The 15,147-nt window shown below is 67.4% G+C and carries 12 protein-coding genes; 7 read left to right on the forward strand and 5 right to left on the reverse strand.

All coding sequences use genetic code 11. The features are described 5' to 3' along the window. Positions 1-280: 280 nt before the first annotated feature. From ACFY0T_RS01260 to ACFY0T_RS01270, 3 genes are read left to right on the forward strand one after another with little or no spacing between them, the layout of a single operon-like run. Complete coding sequence (locus ACFY0T_RS01260) at positions 281-1,108, forward strand: FAD binding domain-containing protein (protein WP_388863609.1); 828 nt, start codon at positions 281-283, stop codon at positions 1,106-1,108. Then, positions 1,105-3,831, forward strand: a complete 2,727-nt coding sequence (locus tag ACFY0T_RS01265) for a molybdopterin-dependent oxidoreductase (RefSeq protein ID WP_388863611.1) — start codon at positions 1,105-1,107, stop codon at positions 3,829-3,831. The genes ACFY0T_RS01260 and ACFY0T_RS01265 overlap by 4 nt, the downstream gene beginning before the upstream one ends. Beyond that, positions 3,828-4,799, forward strand: a complete 972-nt coding sequence (locus ACFY0T_RS01270; RefSeq protein WP_388863613.1) for an antibiotic biosynthesis monooxygenase — start codon at positions 3,828-3,830, stop codon at positions 4,797-4,799. Before ACFY0T_RS01265 ends, ACFY0T_RS01270 begins: the two co-directional genes overlap by 4 nt. Positions 4,800-4,910: 111 nt before the next feature. Here ACFY0T_RS01270 and ACFY0T_RS01275 read toward each other — a convergent pair whose 3' ends face one another. The 4 genes from ACFY0T_RS01275 to ACFY0T_RS01290 all read right to left on the reverse strand — a co-directional run bounded on the left by ACFY0T_RS01275 (position 4,911) and on the right by ACFY0T_RS01290 (position 10,077). After that, a complete protein-coding gene (locus tag ACFY0T_RS01275; RefSeq protein WP_388863615.1) occupies positions 4,911-5,585 on the reverse strand; it encodes a hypothetical protein in 675 nt (224 codons plus the stop codon). A 158-nt stretch (positions 5,586-5,743) separates the two neighbouring features. Further along, complete coding sequence (locus ACFY0T_RS01280) at positions 5,744-7,006, reverse strand: extracellular solute-binding protein (RefSeq protein WP_388863617.1); 1,263 nt, start codon at positions 7,004-7,006, stop codon at positions 5,744-5,746. A gap of 111 nt (positions 7,007-7,117) precedes the next feature. Then, entirely contained in the window at positions 7,118-8,533 is a 1,416-nt protein-coding gene (locus tag ACFY0T_RS01285) for a cellulose binding domain-containing protein (protein WP_388863619.1), read from the reverse strand. Further along, a complete protein-coding gene (locus ACFY0T_RS01290; RefSeq protein WP_388863621.1) occupies positions 8,530-10,077 on the reverse strand; it encodes a beta-N-acetylhexosaminidase in 1,548 nt (515 codons plus the stop codon). The genes ACFY0T_RS01285 and ACFY0T_RS01290 overlap by 4 nt, the downstream gene beginning before the upstream one ends. Before the next feature lie 216 nt (positions 10,078-10,293). Here ACFY0T_RS01290 and ACFY0T_RS01295 point away from each other — a divergent pair, with 216 nt between their 5' ends. Next, the gene (locus tag ACFY0T_RS01295) at positions 10,294-11,097 is read left to right on the forward strand and encodes a GntR family transcriptional regulator (RefSeq protein WP_388863623.1); all 804 of its coding nucleotides are present in this window, start codon (positions 10,294-10,296) and stop codon (positions 11,095-11,097) included. Positions 11,098-11,135: 38 nt separating this feature from the next. Then, the gene (locus ACFY0T_RS01300; RefSeq protein ID WP_388863625.1) at positions 11,136-11,351 is read left to right on the forward strand and encodes a dodecin; all 216 of its coding nucleotides are present in this window, start codon (positions 11,136-11,138) and stop codon (positions 11,349-11,351) included. Positions 11,352-11,492: 141 nt separating this feature from the next. Here the strand turns inward: ACFY0T_RS01300 and ACFY0T_RS01305 are convergent, their stop codons facing one another. Further along, positions 11,493-11,984 (reverse strand): hypothetical protein, encoded by a 492-nt coding sequence (locus ACFY0T_RS01305; protein ID WP_388863627.1) that lies wholly within the window; start codon positions 11,982-11,984, stop codon positions 11,493-11,495. Between the two features lie 316 nt (positions 11,985-12,300). Between ACFY0T_RS01305 and ACFY0T_RS01310 the strand changes: the two genes are divergently transcribed. Further along, entirely contained in the window at positions 12,301-13,704 is a 1,404-nt protein-coding gene (locus ACFY0T_RS01310) for a glycoside hydrolase family 43 protein (protein WP_388863629.1), read from the forward strand. After that, positions 13,701-15,119 (forward strand): glycoside hydrolase family 43 protein, encoded by a 1,419-nt coding sequence (locus ACFY0T_RS01315; RefSeq protein ID WP_388863631.1) that lies wholly within the window; start codon positions 13,701-13,703, stop codon positions 15,117-15,119. Before ACFY0T_RS01310 ends, ACFY0T_RS01315 begins: the two co-directional genes overlap by 4 nt. Positions 15,120-15,147 lie beyond the last annotated feature (28 nt).

A 15,147-nucleotide genomic window follows, 5' to 3' on the forward strand; every position in this document is an offset into this window, starting at 1 on the left:
GACCCGTTCTGCGATATAATCGTCGCGAATCTTCCCGCCCGCCGGTCCTTCCTCGAGCAGTTCGACCGCAGCGGCCACATTTCGATTCTGTCGCTCGAGATTTTGGCGCTCCCAGCGCGCATCGTGACCCATCGAAGAAATACATTCACAGCCCCACCTGCAAGAACAAGACCGGGGAGATGTCAGCGTTGCCGCGGACGCGAGCGGCGCCACGCGCTGGTTGATCGAGTTCGGTAGGCGGTCCGTCGCACGATTACCGTCGTGAGGGAGACCAGTTCCCGTGGACCTCAACACCATCACCGAAGTAATCCGGCGGCCGTCCGATCGGCCAGGCGTGGACTGGCGCGAAGGCGACGCTTGGCTCGCAGGCGGAACGTGGCTGTTCTCCGCGGAGCAGCCAAGTCTGCGTCGCCTGATCGACCTGACGGCATTGCCTTGGGATCCCCTCGTCCCGAGCGACGCGGGCCTCGAAATCGGCGCAACGTGCACCATCCGCGACCTGTATGCCTTTGCGCCGCCAGGTGATTGGATCGCGGGCACCCTTTTCGCGAAGAGCTCCGAGGCGTTCTTGTCCTCGTTCAAGGTATGGAACTCGGCGACCGTCGGTGGCAATATCTGCATGTCTTTGCCTGCCGGCCCAATGATCACGCTGACGGTCGCGCTCGAGGCACAGTACGAGCTGTGGGCTCCTGACGGGTCCACGCGCATGGTCGATGCCCTCGACTTCGTGACCGGCGACCGTCGGAATATTCTTGCTCCCGGGGAAGTATTGCGGCGCATCAACATTCCAGTCCGCGCCCTGAGGAAACGCACCGCGCACCGTCGCTTCACGCTGACCCACCTCGGCCGTTCGACGGTATTCCTCGTCGGTACTCAAACACCAGGAATGAACGACCTGTTGCTCACCGTCACAGCCGGCACTACGCGGCCTGTGCGCATTGCTTTTGACACCGTGCCCGATGACCGAACCCTGCAGCAGAGCATCGACGTCATCCCCGCAGACGTCTGGTTCGCCGATCCCAACGGAACCCCCGACCACCGTCGCCACCTGACAAAGCACTTCGCCGAAGAGATTCGTCGCGACCTCATGGCTGGGGGCCCGGCATGACCTACATCGTGAACGGCAAGAGCTTCGGCGAAGACCCAGAACCCGGCCAGTGCCTGCGCACTTTCCTCCGCTCACTGGGCCACTATGGCGTCAAAAAGGGTTGTGACGCAGGCGATTGCGGCGCATGCACGGTGTGGTTGGACGGCAATCCGGTACACAGCTGCATCACCCCTGCCTTCCGCGCAGACGGTCATGAGGTGACGACGATCGAGGGCATCGGATCACCCGGCAACCTGCATCCCATGCAGCGACAGTTCCGTGACGCCCCGGGGTTCCAATGCGGTTTCTGCACCGCAGGGATGATCATGACGTCGGCAGCGTTCACCGAGGCCCAGAAAGAGGACCTGCCACGGGCGCTGAAGGGCAACCTCTGCCGCTGCACCGGCTATCGAGGGATCGAGGATGCCGTGAAGGGCGTCGCCGGCGTAGAGACAGCCGCGCCGGGAACGGCCGTCGGGACGAGCGTCGGTGCGCCGGCGGCCGACGACGTGGTAACCGGTCGCGCCGAGTTCACGATGGACACCCACATCGAAGGAATGCTGCACCTCAAGGTGCTGCACTCACCCCACGCGCACGCCCGGATCGTCTCGATCGACAAGACCGCCGCCCTCGCAGTTCCCGGCGTGCATCGGGTCTACACCTGGGAAGATGTGCCGCGCAGGCGTTTTACCACGGCGATCCACACCGACCATCTCGTCGATCCGGACGACACCTTCATCCTCGATAACACGGTCCGCTTCGTCGGCCAACGCGTCGTTGCGGTCCTGGCCGACACGGTCGGGGCAGCGGAAGAGGGCTGCCGAAGGGTCGACGTGGAATACGAGGTTTTGCCGGCGGTATTCGACCCCGAAGAGGCGATGGCCGAGGGGGCGCCACAACTGCACGCCACGGACGATCCGTTCGCCCGCGACCTCGTCCACAACATCCTGCTCGAGATCCATTCGCACATCGGCGATGTCGACGCAGGGTTCGCAGAAGCCGACGTGATCCACGAAGGAACGTACTCGTCGCCGCGCGTGCAACACGCGCATCTCGAAACCCACGGCTCGATTGCCTGGATGGAGGACGGTCGCCTGAACGTCCGCACCAGTTCGCAGTCGCCGTCGATCGCGAAAGTCAAACTCGCGTATCTGTTCGCGCTGCGCCCGGACCAGCTCCGCGTGTTCTGTAAACGCGTCGGCGGCGGCTTCGGCGGCAAACAGGAAGTGATCTCGGAGGATCTGGTCGCGCTCGCCACCCTGGACACCGGGCGACCCGTCTGCTTCGAGTACACCCGCGAGGAGGAGTTCACAACGGCTTCGCCACGGCATCCGATGACGCTGACGGTCAAGCTCGGCGCGAAGGCGGACGGAACGCTCACGGCGTTCCAGGTCCGCAATGTGTCGAACACGGGCGCCTACGGCAACCACGGTGGCGAAACGCTGTATGCCGGCGGCGCCGCCGTCATGATCTACCGCTGCCCCAACAAGAAGTACGACGCATTCTCGGTCTACACGAACACTGTTCCGAGCGGAGCACTGCGCGGATACGGCATGACGCAACCGGCGTTCGCAGTGGAATCGGCGATGGACGAACTGGCGCTCGCCTTGCACATCGATCCGCTCGAACTGCGACGGCGCAATATCGTCCGGCCGGGTGATCCGCTCGTCGCCATGCACGACGGCCCCGACGACGTGATGTTCACCGAGGACGGACTCGCGAAGTGCATTGATCTGGTGGATGGCGCGATGGCCCGTACAGCCGATGAGCCGCCCCCCGGCCCCGATTGGCTCGTCGGGGCCGGCGTCGCGAGTTCACTGCACGAGACCGCACCCCCAACCGAACACATCTCCGAGGCCTGGGTCACGCTCGGCGACGACCTCATGTACGAGTTGGCCGTCGGAACAGTCGAATTCGGCGAGGGTACGTCGACCGCACATGTCCAGATCGCGGCCCACCAGTTGGGCACGACGCCATCGCGCATTCGACTGGTGCAGTCCGACACCGACCGCACGGGATTCGACACCGGCGCCTTTGCCAGCGCAGGCCTTTTCGTTTCGGGCAATGCGGTACTTCGAGCGGCCAATGCCGTGCGCGACCGCATCCTGGAATTCGCTGCCGCGCACACGGGAGTCCATCTCGTGATGTGCTCGATGGACAACGATGGCGTCGTCTGCGCCGACCAGCGGGTGTCGCTGGCCGAGCTCGTCGCACTCGCCCGAGCGCGCGGAATCCGATTCACCGCCGCCCGCAAGGCCTACGGATCACCCCGAAGCGTCGTCTCCAATACACAAGGGTTCCGCATCGCCGTCCATCGGGTGACAGGCGAGATCCGTATCCTTTACAGCGTCCAGGCGACCGACGCCGGCGTAGTCATCAACCCCGGGCAAGTCCGGGGACAGGTAGAAGGCGGTGTCGCCCAGGGGATCGGCTTCACACTGACCGAGAACTACCAGGTCGACGCGAACGGTGTCATGGCCAACCCGAACCTCCGCAACTACCGCATCCCCACCTACGCCGATATCCCCCGCACCGACCTGCTCCTGGTGGACTCGGCCGATTCCGTTGGGCCCATGCGGTCGAAGGGCATGGCGGAATGCTGTATCAACCCGGTGGCCCCCGCGTTGGCGAATGCGCTGCACGACGCCACGGGCGTCCGCTACCGTGCGCTGCCCCTGACTCCGGAGCGGATTTACAGCCGGCTCAGCGAGAAACAGTCCATGCCGACGGGCCTGAGCAAATGAACACCGAAATACACGAAGGCGCCGCGGCGACGGCGATCATCAGCCAGAAGGTTCTGCCCGGACTGGATCGGGAGTACGAGACGTGGCAGAACGACGTCAACGCCGCTGCCGCCGACTACGCCGGGTACCTCGGCGTCGAGGTCTCCCCGCCGACACCCGTGCAACCCGAATGGGTCGTCGTATACCGATTCGACTCGATAGCCCATCTGCAAGCGTGGATCAACAGCGCGACCAGGCAGAGTCTTCTCGATATCGGCAACAAATATCTTGACGGTCCCGGAACCCAGCAGGTTGTCAGCGGCGGCAGACAACCAACGGATCCGCTGGTGACCGTTGTGGTGACCCACCGCGTCCACCCGAACCAAGTCGACAACTTTCTCGACTGGCAGCGCCACATGAGCCAGGAGGAGAGCAAATTTGAAGGCTTTCGCGGTACCGAGCTCTTCCGCCCGATCGAGGGACTTCAGGACGAATGGACCACGCTGTACCGATACGACAGCGCCGAGCACCTCGATGCCTGGCTGACGTCGACCAAGCGGCAGGAACTTCTCGCTGAGGGCGAGAAGTTCAACGACTTCAAACTCCGCACGATCGACAACTCGTTCGGCAGCTGGTTCGCCTTCGAAGAGGACGGCAGGGAAGCGCCACCGCCCTCGGAAACCAAAACCGCCCTCGCGGTCTGGGTTGGCTTGTACCCGACCGTCGTGCTGCTGACGCTCGCCCTGTCGCCGCTGAAAATGCCGCTCTGGCTCGGGCTGCTGGTGGGCAACCTGCTGTCGAGCTTCATCATGAGCTTCTTCACGATGCCCTACTACGTGAACCGGCTGCTCAAGCGGTGGCTCCGGCCGTCACCGGACGAACCGGCGGCGAAGACCAACCTCGCCGGCCTCGGCATCGTCGCCGCGGTGACCGTGTTCTGGGCCGTTGTCTTCTACGTCGTGACGACCCAGATCTGGACCCTTCCCTGACCTAGGTGCCGGGCCACCCGCGGCGGGCGACAAACCGCGACCATCTACCTGGCCGGACCGCACATCGCAGGCCTCTTCCTCTGGTCCGCCCGCTGATCCAAACGAAAGACCCTAGGTCCGGTTAGGAGCCTTGACCGGGACACAGGCGAATTCGTCGGTGTCCACCTCAGCTTCTTTCGTGGGACCGCACAGCTCGAACGACGTGGCCTTCTCTGTGTCCGGCAGGCTGAACCCGACCACGCCGACCTTGGTCGCGCCTCGCTCGACGTTGCTCCCGAGGAAGGATTCGCTCCAGCTGTAGTTGCGCCACTCGCCGCCTGCGTCCTCCTGGACATCCTCAAGCTCAGCGAGCTCGCTGCTGGGGAACGCCTCGTAGTAGCAGTAGCCGCTCTCCCCGAAATCGCACGGCTGCTCCGTCGACTTGAACTTCAGCCGAAGATATTTGAGCTTGACGTCTTCCACCCCGCGGTCGGCGAGCTCCCCGGTCACGGCGACATAGACGGCGACATAGTGCTTCCCGGCGTCAGCCGACTTACCTGCCAATTCGGGTGTCCAACTGGTGTCCACAGGTTTCACCCGCACGCCGAGCTGCAGCCCCGGTGCGGTCGTCACGAAGTCCTTGCCCGGGAAGTCGGCGAACTTGGTGTACGTGGGCTGCGAGGCAGTCGGTGACGACTCCGCGCTGGTGGGCGGCGCATCACTCTTGGCGTCACCGCCGCCGTCCGAACATCCCGCGACCAGTACAAGAGAGCCCACGGCAAGCGCGGTCAGCATGCGAGTCGACACGTATCCCCCTGAGACGAGAAAACCGAGCCGCATCATAGCGAGCGGGACCGAATGCGCGCGCTCCAGCGAACGATGGACAGAGCTGGGGGTTCGAAGCTGCTGCCGCTGAGTCGCGCAACGCGGTAACGCAGTATCGCGGTCACCGCGAGCGAAATCCGTCACTCGCCCTCGTCCGCCAGCGCCCGCGTGATGCGGTCGGAGGCTCGCCGGGCCTCCGTCGCCGGGTCGGATCCGGAGAGGACCTTCGTCATGTAGGCCTTGATCGGGTTGTCGGCCTCGACGGCGGCCCACTCGGGCGAGGAAGGGGTCGCCCGGCCCTGCGCGGCGCCCGCCGCCATGGCCGCGACTCCCTCCTCGCCCGCCACCGCCCCGGCGAGGGTGGTCTTGTTGGGCACGTAGCTCATCGTCCGGGCCAGCTCGGTCTGCCACTTGGCGCCGGCGAGTGCCGCGACGACGGCTGTGGCGCCCGGCCGGTCGTCGGTGTTCTTGGGCACCACGAGGTCGGAGCCGCCGGTGAAGACCGCGCCGGGCTCGGCGGCCGTCCTGCCGGGCACGGGGAAGAAGCCCAGCTTCTCCTTGAGGGCCGGGTCGGTCCGCTCGATGGCCTGGGCGAGCCCGGGCACGGCCACGATCTGAGCGACGTGGCCCTTGGCGAACACCCCGGCCTGCGGCGGGTGTTCCTCGTCCGCGTTCACGGGCCCGTCGCCGAGTGCCTGCAGACGCCGGTAGAAGTCCATGCCGCGCAGAGCGGCCGGCGTCTGCAGCGTACCCTCCCAGGTCGCGGCGGAGGACTTCTTGGCGAGGTCGCCGCCCTCGTCCCAGATGAACCCGGCGAGGGTGTACCAGTCCTGTCCGGCCAGATAAATCCCCTGGTTTCCTTGGGAGTTGAGCCGTTCGGTGTCCGTGATCCACTGTTCACGGGTCTTCGGCGGCTGCTTGATTCCGGCCCGTGCGAACAGGTCCTTGCGGTAGATGACGACGCGGTTGGCCGCGTACCAGGGGATCCCGAACTGGCGGGCGCCGAAGCGGCCGGGTTCGGCGAGGCCCGGGAGCCAGTCGTTCACGCCCCAGTCGCGCATCGACTCGAGGGTCAGGTCGCTCAGTCCGCCGCCGTCCACGTACTGCGCGACCTGGGTGTTGCCGACCTCGATGACGTCGGGCGCGCCCTTGTCCTGCCGCTTGAGCGCCGACTGGACCTTCTCGCCGATCCCGGTCCACTCCTGGATACGGATGTCGAGCCGCAGGTCACCGTGCGTCCGCTCGAAGTCCGCCGTGAACCGCCTCAGGAACTCCTTGGAGGCGCTGTCCTTCATCAGCCACACCGTGACGGTCCGCCGCTCCGCGCCGCCTTCCGGCAGGGCACCGCAGGCGGTGAGCAGGGAGGCGGCGACGCATACGACGGCCAGGAGGCGATGTCTCACGAGAGGTCCTGTTCTGCCTTGCGGACAGGGTCAAGGGCCCGACGTGGGGGACGAGCTCAGCGCTCGCACGGGTGTTCCGATTTTGGTATGGACCAATCGGCCCGTCAAGAGTCAGCTGCCGGGCACCGTGTCCTCGAAGGTGGTGCCGGCAGTCCGGTATGCGGCGACCTTGGCGGCCACCTGGGCGGGGCTGAGGACCTGGTCCTTGACGTGCAGCACGTAGTCGATCTGCTCGTCGTAGGCGCGGGGTGTCGTACTGGTCTGCCCGGCCAGGTCGATGAGCCACTGGTTGAAGTTGATCGACATGGGACGCTCCGGCAGATACGCGGCGTCGTGCGTGCCGAAGAGCTGTCCGTCGATGAAGTACGTGATGCTGCTGCCGTCGATCGTCAGGACCAGGTCGTGCCAGCCGTCGTAGCTCCGGCGGCCCTCGGTGTGCTGGTTGACGGCCTGCCACGGGTCCGGGTTGTAGGTCTCCCAGGACGTCGTGTAGAGGATGTTCGAGGGCTCGCCCCAGCCGCCGTTGGGCAGATACTCGAAGTCGTACTCGGAGTAGTCGTCGGCCATCGGCGCGGTGAGGTCGTTGATGGTGAAGAACGTCTGGACGAGATGGTCGCCGTCGGGCCCGCTCTTGGGCGCGTCGGAGAACTTGACGCGTGCCGCGTACGTCCCGTTCTTGAACTTCGTGGCCTTGGTGAGGACTTCGGTCTGTTTCGTCGAGGCGCCGCTGCCCGCGGTCGATGTCTCCAGGTTCATCACCGAGTTGCCGCCGGAGCTGGTGAAGGTGACGTTCTCGGGGGCCCAGACCGCTCCGGGCACTCCGGGGCCACCGGCGTTGGAGCGGACGTTCCAGCCATGCTCGGAGATCTTCGGATCCGTGTGGCCCGTGTAGTTGAAGTCGTCGAAGAGCGCGGCGCCCTCGGCGGGCGGGTCGGTCGGATCGGGGTCCGGGTCCGGGTCGTTGCCCGTCGGCGCGGTCCCCCAGACGAGCGTGCTCGCGCGCGTCGCCGTCACCTTGCTCCAGCTCGCGTACGAGGTCTGCGCGGCGCCGAAGGAGTAGTCGTCGCTCTGGTTCAGGGTCTGCCAGTCGGAGCGGTAGAAGCGCAGCTGCATGTCACCCGTGTCGGCGCCAGGCGCGAGGCTGCCCGCGCCGGAGGTGAAGCCGATCTCCAGGTAGCGGTCGGCGGTCGCCGTCGGCTGCGAGAGCGTTCCGAAGGTGCCGGTGATGTTCGAGCAGCCCTTCACCGCCCAGGAGCACGCGAAGCGATAGGTGGTGCTCGCCGAGTCCGCCTTGAAGTAGTAGCGGACCTTGACCTCGCTCAACTGGAGCGACCCGCTACCAGTGTTGGTGACTTTCAGCCAGGGCTCGCTCTGGTCGGCGCTCGCCCCGGTCGCGCTGGTGCGGTACTGCACGCTGAGGCCGTCGGCGGCCGCGGTGGCGGGCAGGGCGGTGAGTCCGGCCAGGGCGAGCCCGGCGGCTGCCGCGACGCCGATGGCCGTACGCATTCTGGTGCCTTGTCGGTTCATCGATGTGGCTCCTCTCGGAGGGCCGGGAGCTGTGGCTCCCGTTGTGGGGGATCAAGCGGTACGCCGAGGGCGTGCAGGCGTACGTGGTGCTGCCGCAGCCGGTGCGCGAAGTCCGGCCAGGGCCGGGGCTGCGACCAGGCGTTCTCGGCGAGAGCGCACAGCCGCGGGAACGCCCGGTATTCGATGTGCGCGGGCGTGGGCAAGTACTCGGTCCACAACTGGGCCTGGACGCCCAGGACTTGGGCGGCGGCTTGGGGTTCCCAGTCGGCAGGGGGACGGAAGGCGTGGACGGCCGCCAGGTCGATCGGCGGGCCCGGCTGAGCGGGGGGTTCGCCCGGCCCTTCGGACTCCGCGTAGTCGAAGTAGGTGGCCCGATGGGGCGCCATCACCACCTGGTGACCGCGCCGGACCGCCGCGAGGCCGTCGGCCGCGTCCCGCCAGGGCAGCACGGTGAACGAGCGCGGCAGGGTCACACCGTCCTCGCACCAGCCGAGGGGCGTGCGTCCGCGGCGGACGAGGAACTCCCCGACGCGCCCCATGAACCAGCCGTGCAGCTGCTCGAGCCCGGCGAGCCCCTCCTCCCGCACCCGCCTGAGCGCATCCGGATGCGCCGCCCATTCGGCGGTGGGGCACTCGTCGCCGCCGACATGGATGTACGGCGAGGGGAACGCGTCCATGACCTCGTCGAGGACGGTGCGGCAGAAGTCCAGGGCGCGGTCGTGGACGCCCAGCACATGCTCCGAGACACCCCACTCGGTCCACACATCGAGCCGGCGGTCGGGGTCGTTGCCGAGCTCGGGGTAGGCGGCGAGGGCCGCTCCGACATGGCCGGGCATGTCGATCTCGGGTACGACGGTGACCCCACGCGAGGCCGCGTGGGCGACGAGACCGCTCAGCTCGGACCGCGTGTAGCTGCCACCGTGCGGGATGCCGTCCCCGCGGGTCTGCGCACGCCGGGCGCCGATCTCGGTGAGCTTGGGGCAGGCGGCGACGGGCATGCGCCAGCCCTGGTCGTCGGTGAGGTGCAGATGCAGGGTGTTGAGCTTGTGCAGCGCGAGCAGGTCGATGAATCGCCTTATGTACGAGGCGGGTTGGAAGTGCCGGGCCACGTCGAGCATCGCCCCGCGCCACGCGTAGCGCGGAACGTCGGTGATCCGTACGCAGGGGAGGGTCCAGGCGACACCGCGTGCGGGGCTGCCGGCGAGGGCGGCGGGTGGCAGCAGTTGGCGCAGGGTCTGGACTCCGCGCAGCAGGCCGGTGGGGGCGGCCGCGTGCAGGAGTACCGCGTCGGGGGTGACGGTCAGCCCGTATCCCTCCTGGCCGAGGGCGGCGAGCGCGGGGTCGAGGGCGAGCGCGACCTGGCCGTCGGCGGCGGTGGGCAGCGGCAGGCCGGTGGCCGGGGCGAGGAACTCGCGCAGCAGGGCGGCAGCCGCTTCGGTGCCCGGCGCCGGTTTGAGCCTCGTGTGCTCGTCGAAGACGAACTTCCCTGGCTGCACAGTGAGTTGGCTGGGTGCGGGCAGCAGCGGTACGTCGACTGCGGGCATGGCGAGGGAGCCTTTCGCGACCGGATCGACCTTACCAATTGGTCAACTGACCTCTGGCGCGACACGAAGGTGGCATAGACCAATTGGGTGCGTCAAGGGCCCTTGCAGCAGGGAGACTTGAAGCCGCACCCCGAGAGAGCCGCTCGTCAACTGGTCAAGCACCCAGCTACCATCGGCCTGACCAGCTGAAGGCGAGCACCAGGGAGCGGGCGACCCATGGACGGCGTACTCAAACGGGAGCGGGTCCGCGACTTCCTGCTCGGCCTCGTCGAGGACCGCGGCCCCGGGGCGGCGATTCCCTCCGAGCGCACGCTCTGCGCCGAACTCGGCGTCTCGCGGCCCACATTGCGGGCCGCCGTGGACGAACTGGTCGCCACCGGGCTGCTGGTGCGCGAGCACGGGCGGGGCATGTTCGTGGCGCCCGCGAAGATCACCCAGGAGATCGTTCCGGACCGGCAGACGGCGAACGTGCCGCTCGCCACCGGCAGCTGGTCGAGCCGTGTGCTGGAGCTGGCGACGATCCGCGCGGGCGCCAGGATCGGCCGGAAGCTGCGGATGTCACCGGCGGCCGAGCTGGTCTACATCGCTCGCCTGCGGCTGGTCGACGGCTCCCCCATGGCGATCGAGCATCTGCACATCCCGGCCGCGCTGGTCCCCTCACTCACACCGGCGGAGCTGGAGGCCGGGGACCTCTACGCCCATCTGCGGGAGCACCACCAGGTGCAGGTCCACGAGGCCACCCAGTCCATCGAGCCGACTGTCGTCAGCGAGGCCGAGGCCAAGGTCCTTGAGGTCCCGGTCCTCTCCCCCGCGCTGCTGATCGAGCGCCTCACCACGGACACCTCCGGCCGGCCCGTGGAGTACGTCCATTCCGTCTACCGGGGTGACCGCTACCGCATCGTGTCGCGCCTGTCGCTGGGCGCGCACCACGGCCGTACGGCGCAGGACGCACCCGACGACTTCACCCAGGGCATCTCCGACATCTCGCGGACCGCCGCGCTGTGGGGCACCGTGGAATGACGCGTGGCACACCCGCCACGGCGGAGAGGAGCAGCCGCATGTCCGAGAAAACGTACCGGGTCACCGAGATCGTCGGCACCTCCCACGAGGGCGTCGACCAGGCGATTCGCAACGGCATCACCCGCGCCTCGCAGACGCTGCGCAATCTGGACTGGTTCGAGGTCACGCAGGTCAGGGGGCAGATCGAGAACGGGCAGATCGAGTACTACCAGGTCGGCCTGAAGGTCGGCTTCCGGCTGGAGGAGGGCGAGTGACCCCTTGGGGTCACCCCCGCTCAGGCCCTTCACGGCCTGACCCCGCGCCCTTGGTGGCCTGAACCCGGCCCTTCGTGGCCTGGCCCCACCCTTCACGCCTGACCCCGCGCGCACCGCTCGCGCGGGCCCCGTACGGACCGCTCAGGTCCGCCCCTCCCGCTCCTGCGCGTCCCTCAGCGCCGCGGACACGGCCGCCCAGCGCGCCCGTACGACCCTGAAGCCCGCCCGCTCCGCGTCCTCACAGACGAGCTCGTCGTCGTCCACGAGGACGCGGATCTCCCGGTCGCGGGCCAGTCGGCGGAGGACCTCCAGCTTGGTGCGCCGGGCGGGCCTGCGGTCGTCGTTGCGCCGCATCCAGATGCGCCCGTCGGGCAGCCCCTGTGCGGCCAGCCAGTCGACGGTGTCCCGGCGGCACCGCTCGGGGCGCCCGGTGAGGTAGACCACCTCGCACTCCTCCGCGCTCTTGTGCGCCAGCGCTATGCCCTCGGCCAGCGGTGGATCCTGCGGCGCCGCCCCGAAGAACGCGTCCCAGTCCCGTGGCTTCCGCTCCAGGAACCGCTGCCGGTGCGCGGTGTCCGCGAGGGTTCCGTCCAGGTCGAACACGGCGAGTGGTCTGCTGCTCTGCTCCTTCACGCGGACCACCCTAAACAGGGGCGAGGACACCCCACGCGCCGCGGCAGCCGATCCCCCGCGTGAACACCTCCAACTTCCGGCTCGTCAGGCTCTGTTCACACCACCCAGCAAGCCCTTACCGTAATGCCTCGCACAGTATGTCGTACAGCATTCGGTATTTCGAACGAGAGCAGGGTGGTGGGGGGACACCACCGCCCCGGCTTTCGGGCATGCGGAGGTCTGCGTGACCCCCCTCGACAGACGTCGCTTCCTCGCCGTCACCGGCATGCCGGAAGTCGCCGCGCCAGCTGAGCAACCGATCCGAGGAGAGCCGCACATGATCACACCTGACATACCGCCACGCCCCGCACAGCCGTCCCGCCGGAGCCTGCTCCGCGCGATGGTCGCCCTGCCCGCCACCGCCCTCGTCCTCGGCGAGCTGCCGGGACTGCTCGGCACCGCCGCCGCGGCGGCACCCGCCCGGGGCTACGCCACGCGCTACACCATCGTGCCGTTCCTCAACAGCAACGACGGCACCGTCAACGTCTACGAGTCCGACGACGCCACCGACTTCCGGCTCCTGAAGGCGTCCGCGTACACGCCGCCCAGCAATCGGATCCGCGACGCCAGCGTCTTCCGGCACACGGACGGCTACTACTACATCACCTACACCACGCACACCTGGCAGGACACCAGCACCACCATCGGCTTCGCGCGCAGCTCGGACCGGGTCAACTGGACCTTCCTGTACGACTACACGGTCCCGATCACCAACCTCTCCCGCGCGTGGGCGCCCGAGTGGTTCGTGGACAGCGACGGCAGCGTGAACATCATCGTGTCCTGCTCACTCACCAGCGACGAGTGGATCTTCACGCCGTATCTGTTGCGGGCGGCCAACTCCGCGCTCACGGCGTGGAGTTCGCCCGTGGCCCTGTCCGGGATCGGCGCCAACCACATCGACACGTTCATCGTGAAGTCCGGGTCGACGTATCACGCGTTCACGAAGAACGAGACGACGAAGTACATCGAGTACGCGACCGCCTCCAGCCTCACCGGCTCGTACACCATCCGGCGGACCGGCGACTGGGCGGGCTGGGGCGGCACCCGTGAGGGCCCGGCCCTGATCCAGCTCGACAACGGCGGCTGGCGGATCTTCTTCGACGGCTACGGCGACGGCAGCTACTACTACAGCGACAGCTACGACACCTTCGCCACCTGGAGCGCCCCGAAGAAGCTCCCGGGCATCTCCGGCACCGCACGCCACTTCACCGTGATCAAGGAGACGGTGTCCGGCGGGGCGAGCCTGTCGACCGGCGTCACCCGCTCGCTGCGGTCGGGCAACTACACCACCCGCTACTGGCAGGAGCAGTCCTCCCTGCTCAACCTGCCGGTGGTGAGCGGCTCCAGCAGCACCGCCGAGAAGCAGGCGTCCACCTTCACGGTCGTGGCGGGCCTCGCCGACGCGAACGGCTACTCCTTCCGCGACGCGGCCGGCAACTACCTGCGGCACTACGACTTCCGCGGTCGCTTCGACGCCAACGACGGGACGTCGACGTTCGCCAAGGACGCCACGTACATCGCCCGGACCGGCACCGCGAGCGGCTCGGTCCGCCTGGAGTCGTACAACTATCCGGGCTACTACCTGCGCCATTACAACTACCAGCTCCGCGTGGACGTGGCGGACGGCACCGACCTCTTCCGTCAGGACAGCTCCTTCGTCCCGGTCACGGCCTGGGCATGACCACCAACCGCAGAGAGAAGGAGATCCGCGTGAACGGCAACTCCGGCCCGCTTCAGCCCTCCCGCCGCGGCGTTCTGGGGGCGATGGCCGCCCTGACCGCCGGCCTGACCATCGGCGCCCCGTCCGCCCGTGCCGCGACGACAAACGCGTACGTGATGGGCTACTTCACGGAGTCCCCGAACGGCAACGGCTCCGACTACGGCCTCCATCTGGCCGTCAGCACCGACTCGCTCCAGTGGACCCCGCTGAACCAGAACAACCCCGTCGTGACCCCGACGGGCGGCACCGGCGGTCTGCGCGACCCGTTCATCCTGCGCAAGCAGGACGGCACGTTCGTGGTGCTGGCCACCGACCTCAAGGGCACCGACTGGAGCCTGCAGAGCCAGTACATCCACGTCTGGGACTCAGCCGACCTGCGCTCCTTCACCAACTACCACCGGCTGAAGCTGCACGACATGGCCACCCACAGCTGGGCGCCCGAGGCGTTCTGGGACGCGGGCCGCGGCCAGTACGGGATCATCTACTCGGCCGTCAACTCCAGCGGCCACAACGTGATCATGGTGAACTACACCGGCGACTTCGTGACGGTGTCGGCTCCGCAGGTCTTCTTCGACCCCGGCTACGACGTGATCGACGGCGACCTGGCCGTGGGCGTCAGCGGTGTGAACTATCTGTACTTCAAGAAGGATCAGACGCTGGTGGGCGCCAAGTCCACTTCCCTGAACCCGGGCAGCTTCACCGTGTTCAGCACGCCGGTCTCGCACGGCGGCACCGAGGCCCCGATCCTCGTCAAGTCCCAGACATCGAGCACCTGGTACCTGTGGGGCGACACCTACACCCCCAACGGCGTCTTCTACGCCTGGCAGTCCACCGACCTCGCGGCCGGTACATGGACGGCCGTGAACCAGCGTCTCTACACGCAGCCGCTGAACTCCAAGCACGCCACCATCCAGCCGATCACGACGACCGAGTACAACAACCTGGTCGCGAAGTGGGGCGCTCCCGCCTGGAACCGGCTGAAGTCCTACAACTACCCGGACCGGTACGTCCGTCACTCCAACTATGTCGGCCGCATCGACGCGTACCCGTTCGACCCGTACACCGACTCCCAGTGGAAGCTCGTGCCCGGTCTGGCCGACAGCTCCGGGGTCTCCTTCCAGTCGGTCAACTACCCGACCCGCTACCTGCGGCACTACAACTACCAGCTGCAACTGGACGTCAACGACAGCACGACGACGTTCGCGCAGGACGCGACGTTCTACCGGACGGCGGGCCTGGCCGACACCTCATGGTCATCGTTCCGCTCCTACAACAACCCGGACCGTTACGTCCGGCACGCAAACTACGTCCTGCGCATCGATCCGATCTCCACCACCACCGACAAGGCCGACGCGACCTTCGCGGTCGGCTACTGAACCCCCCTCGCCCCCAGGAGACACCCCC

It is taken from the genome of Streptomyces sp. NPDC001530 (genome assembly GCF_042894545.1).
Lineage (GTDB): Bacteria > Actinomycetota > Actinomycetes > Streptomycetales > Streptomycetaceae > Streptomyces.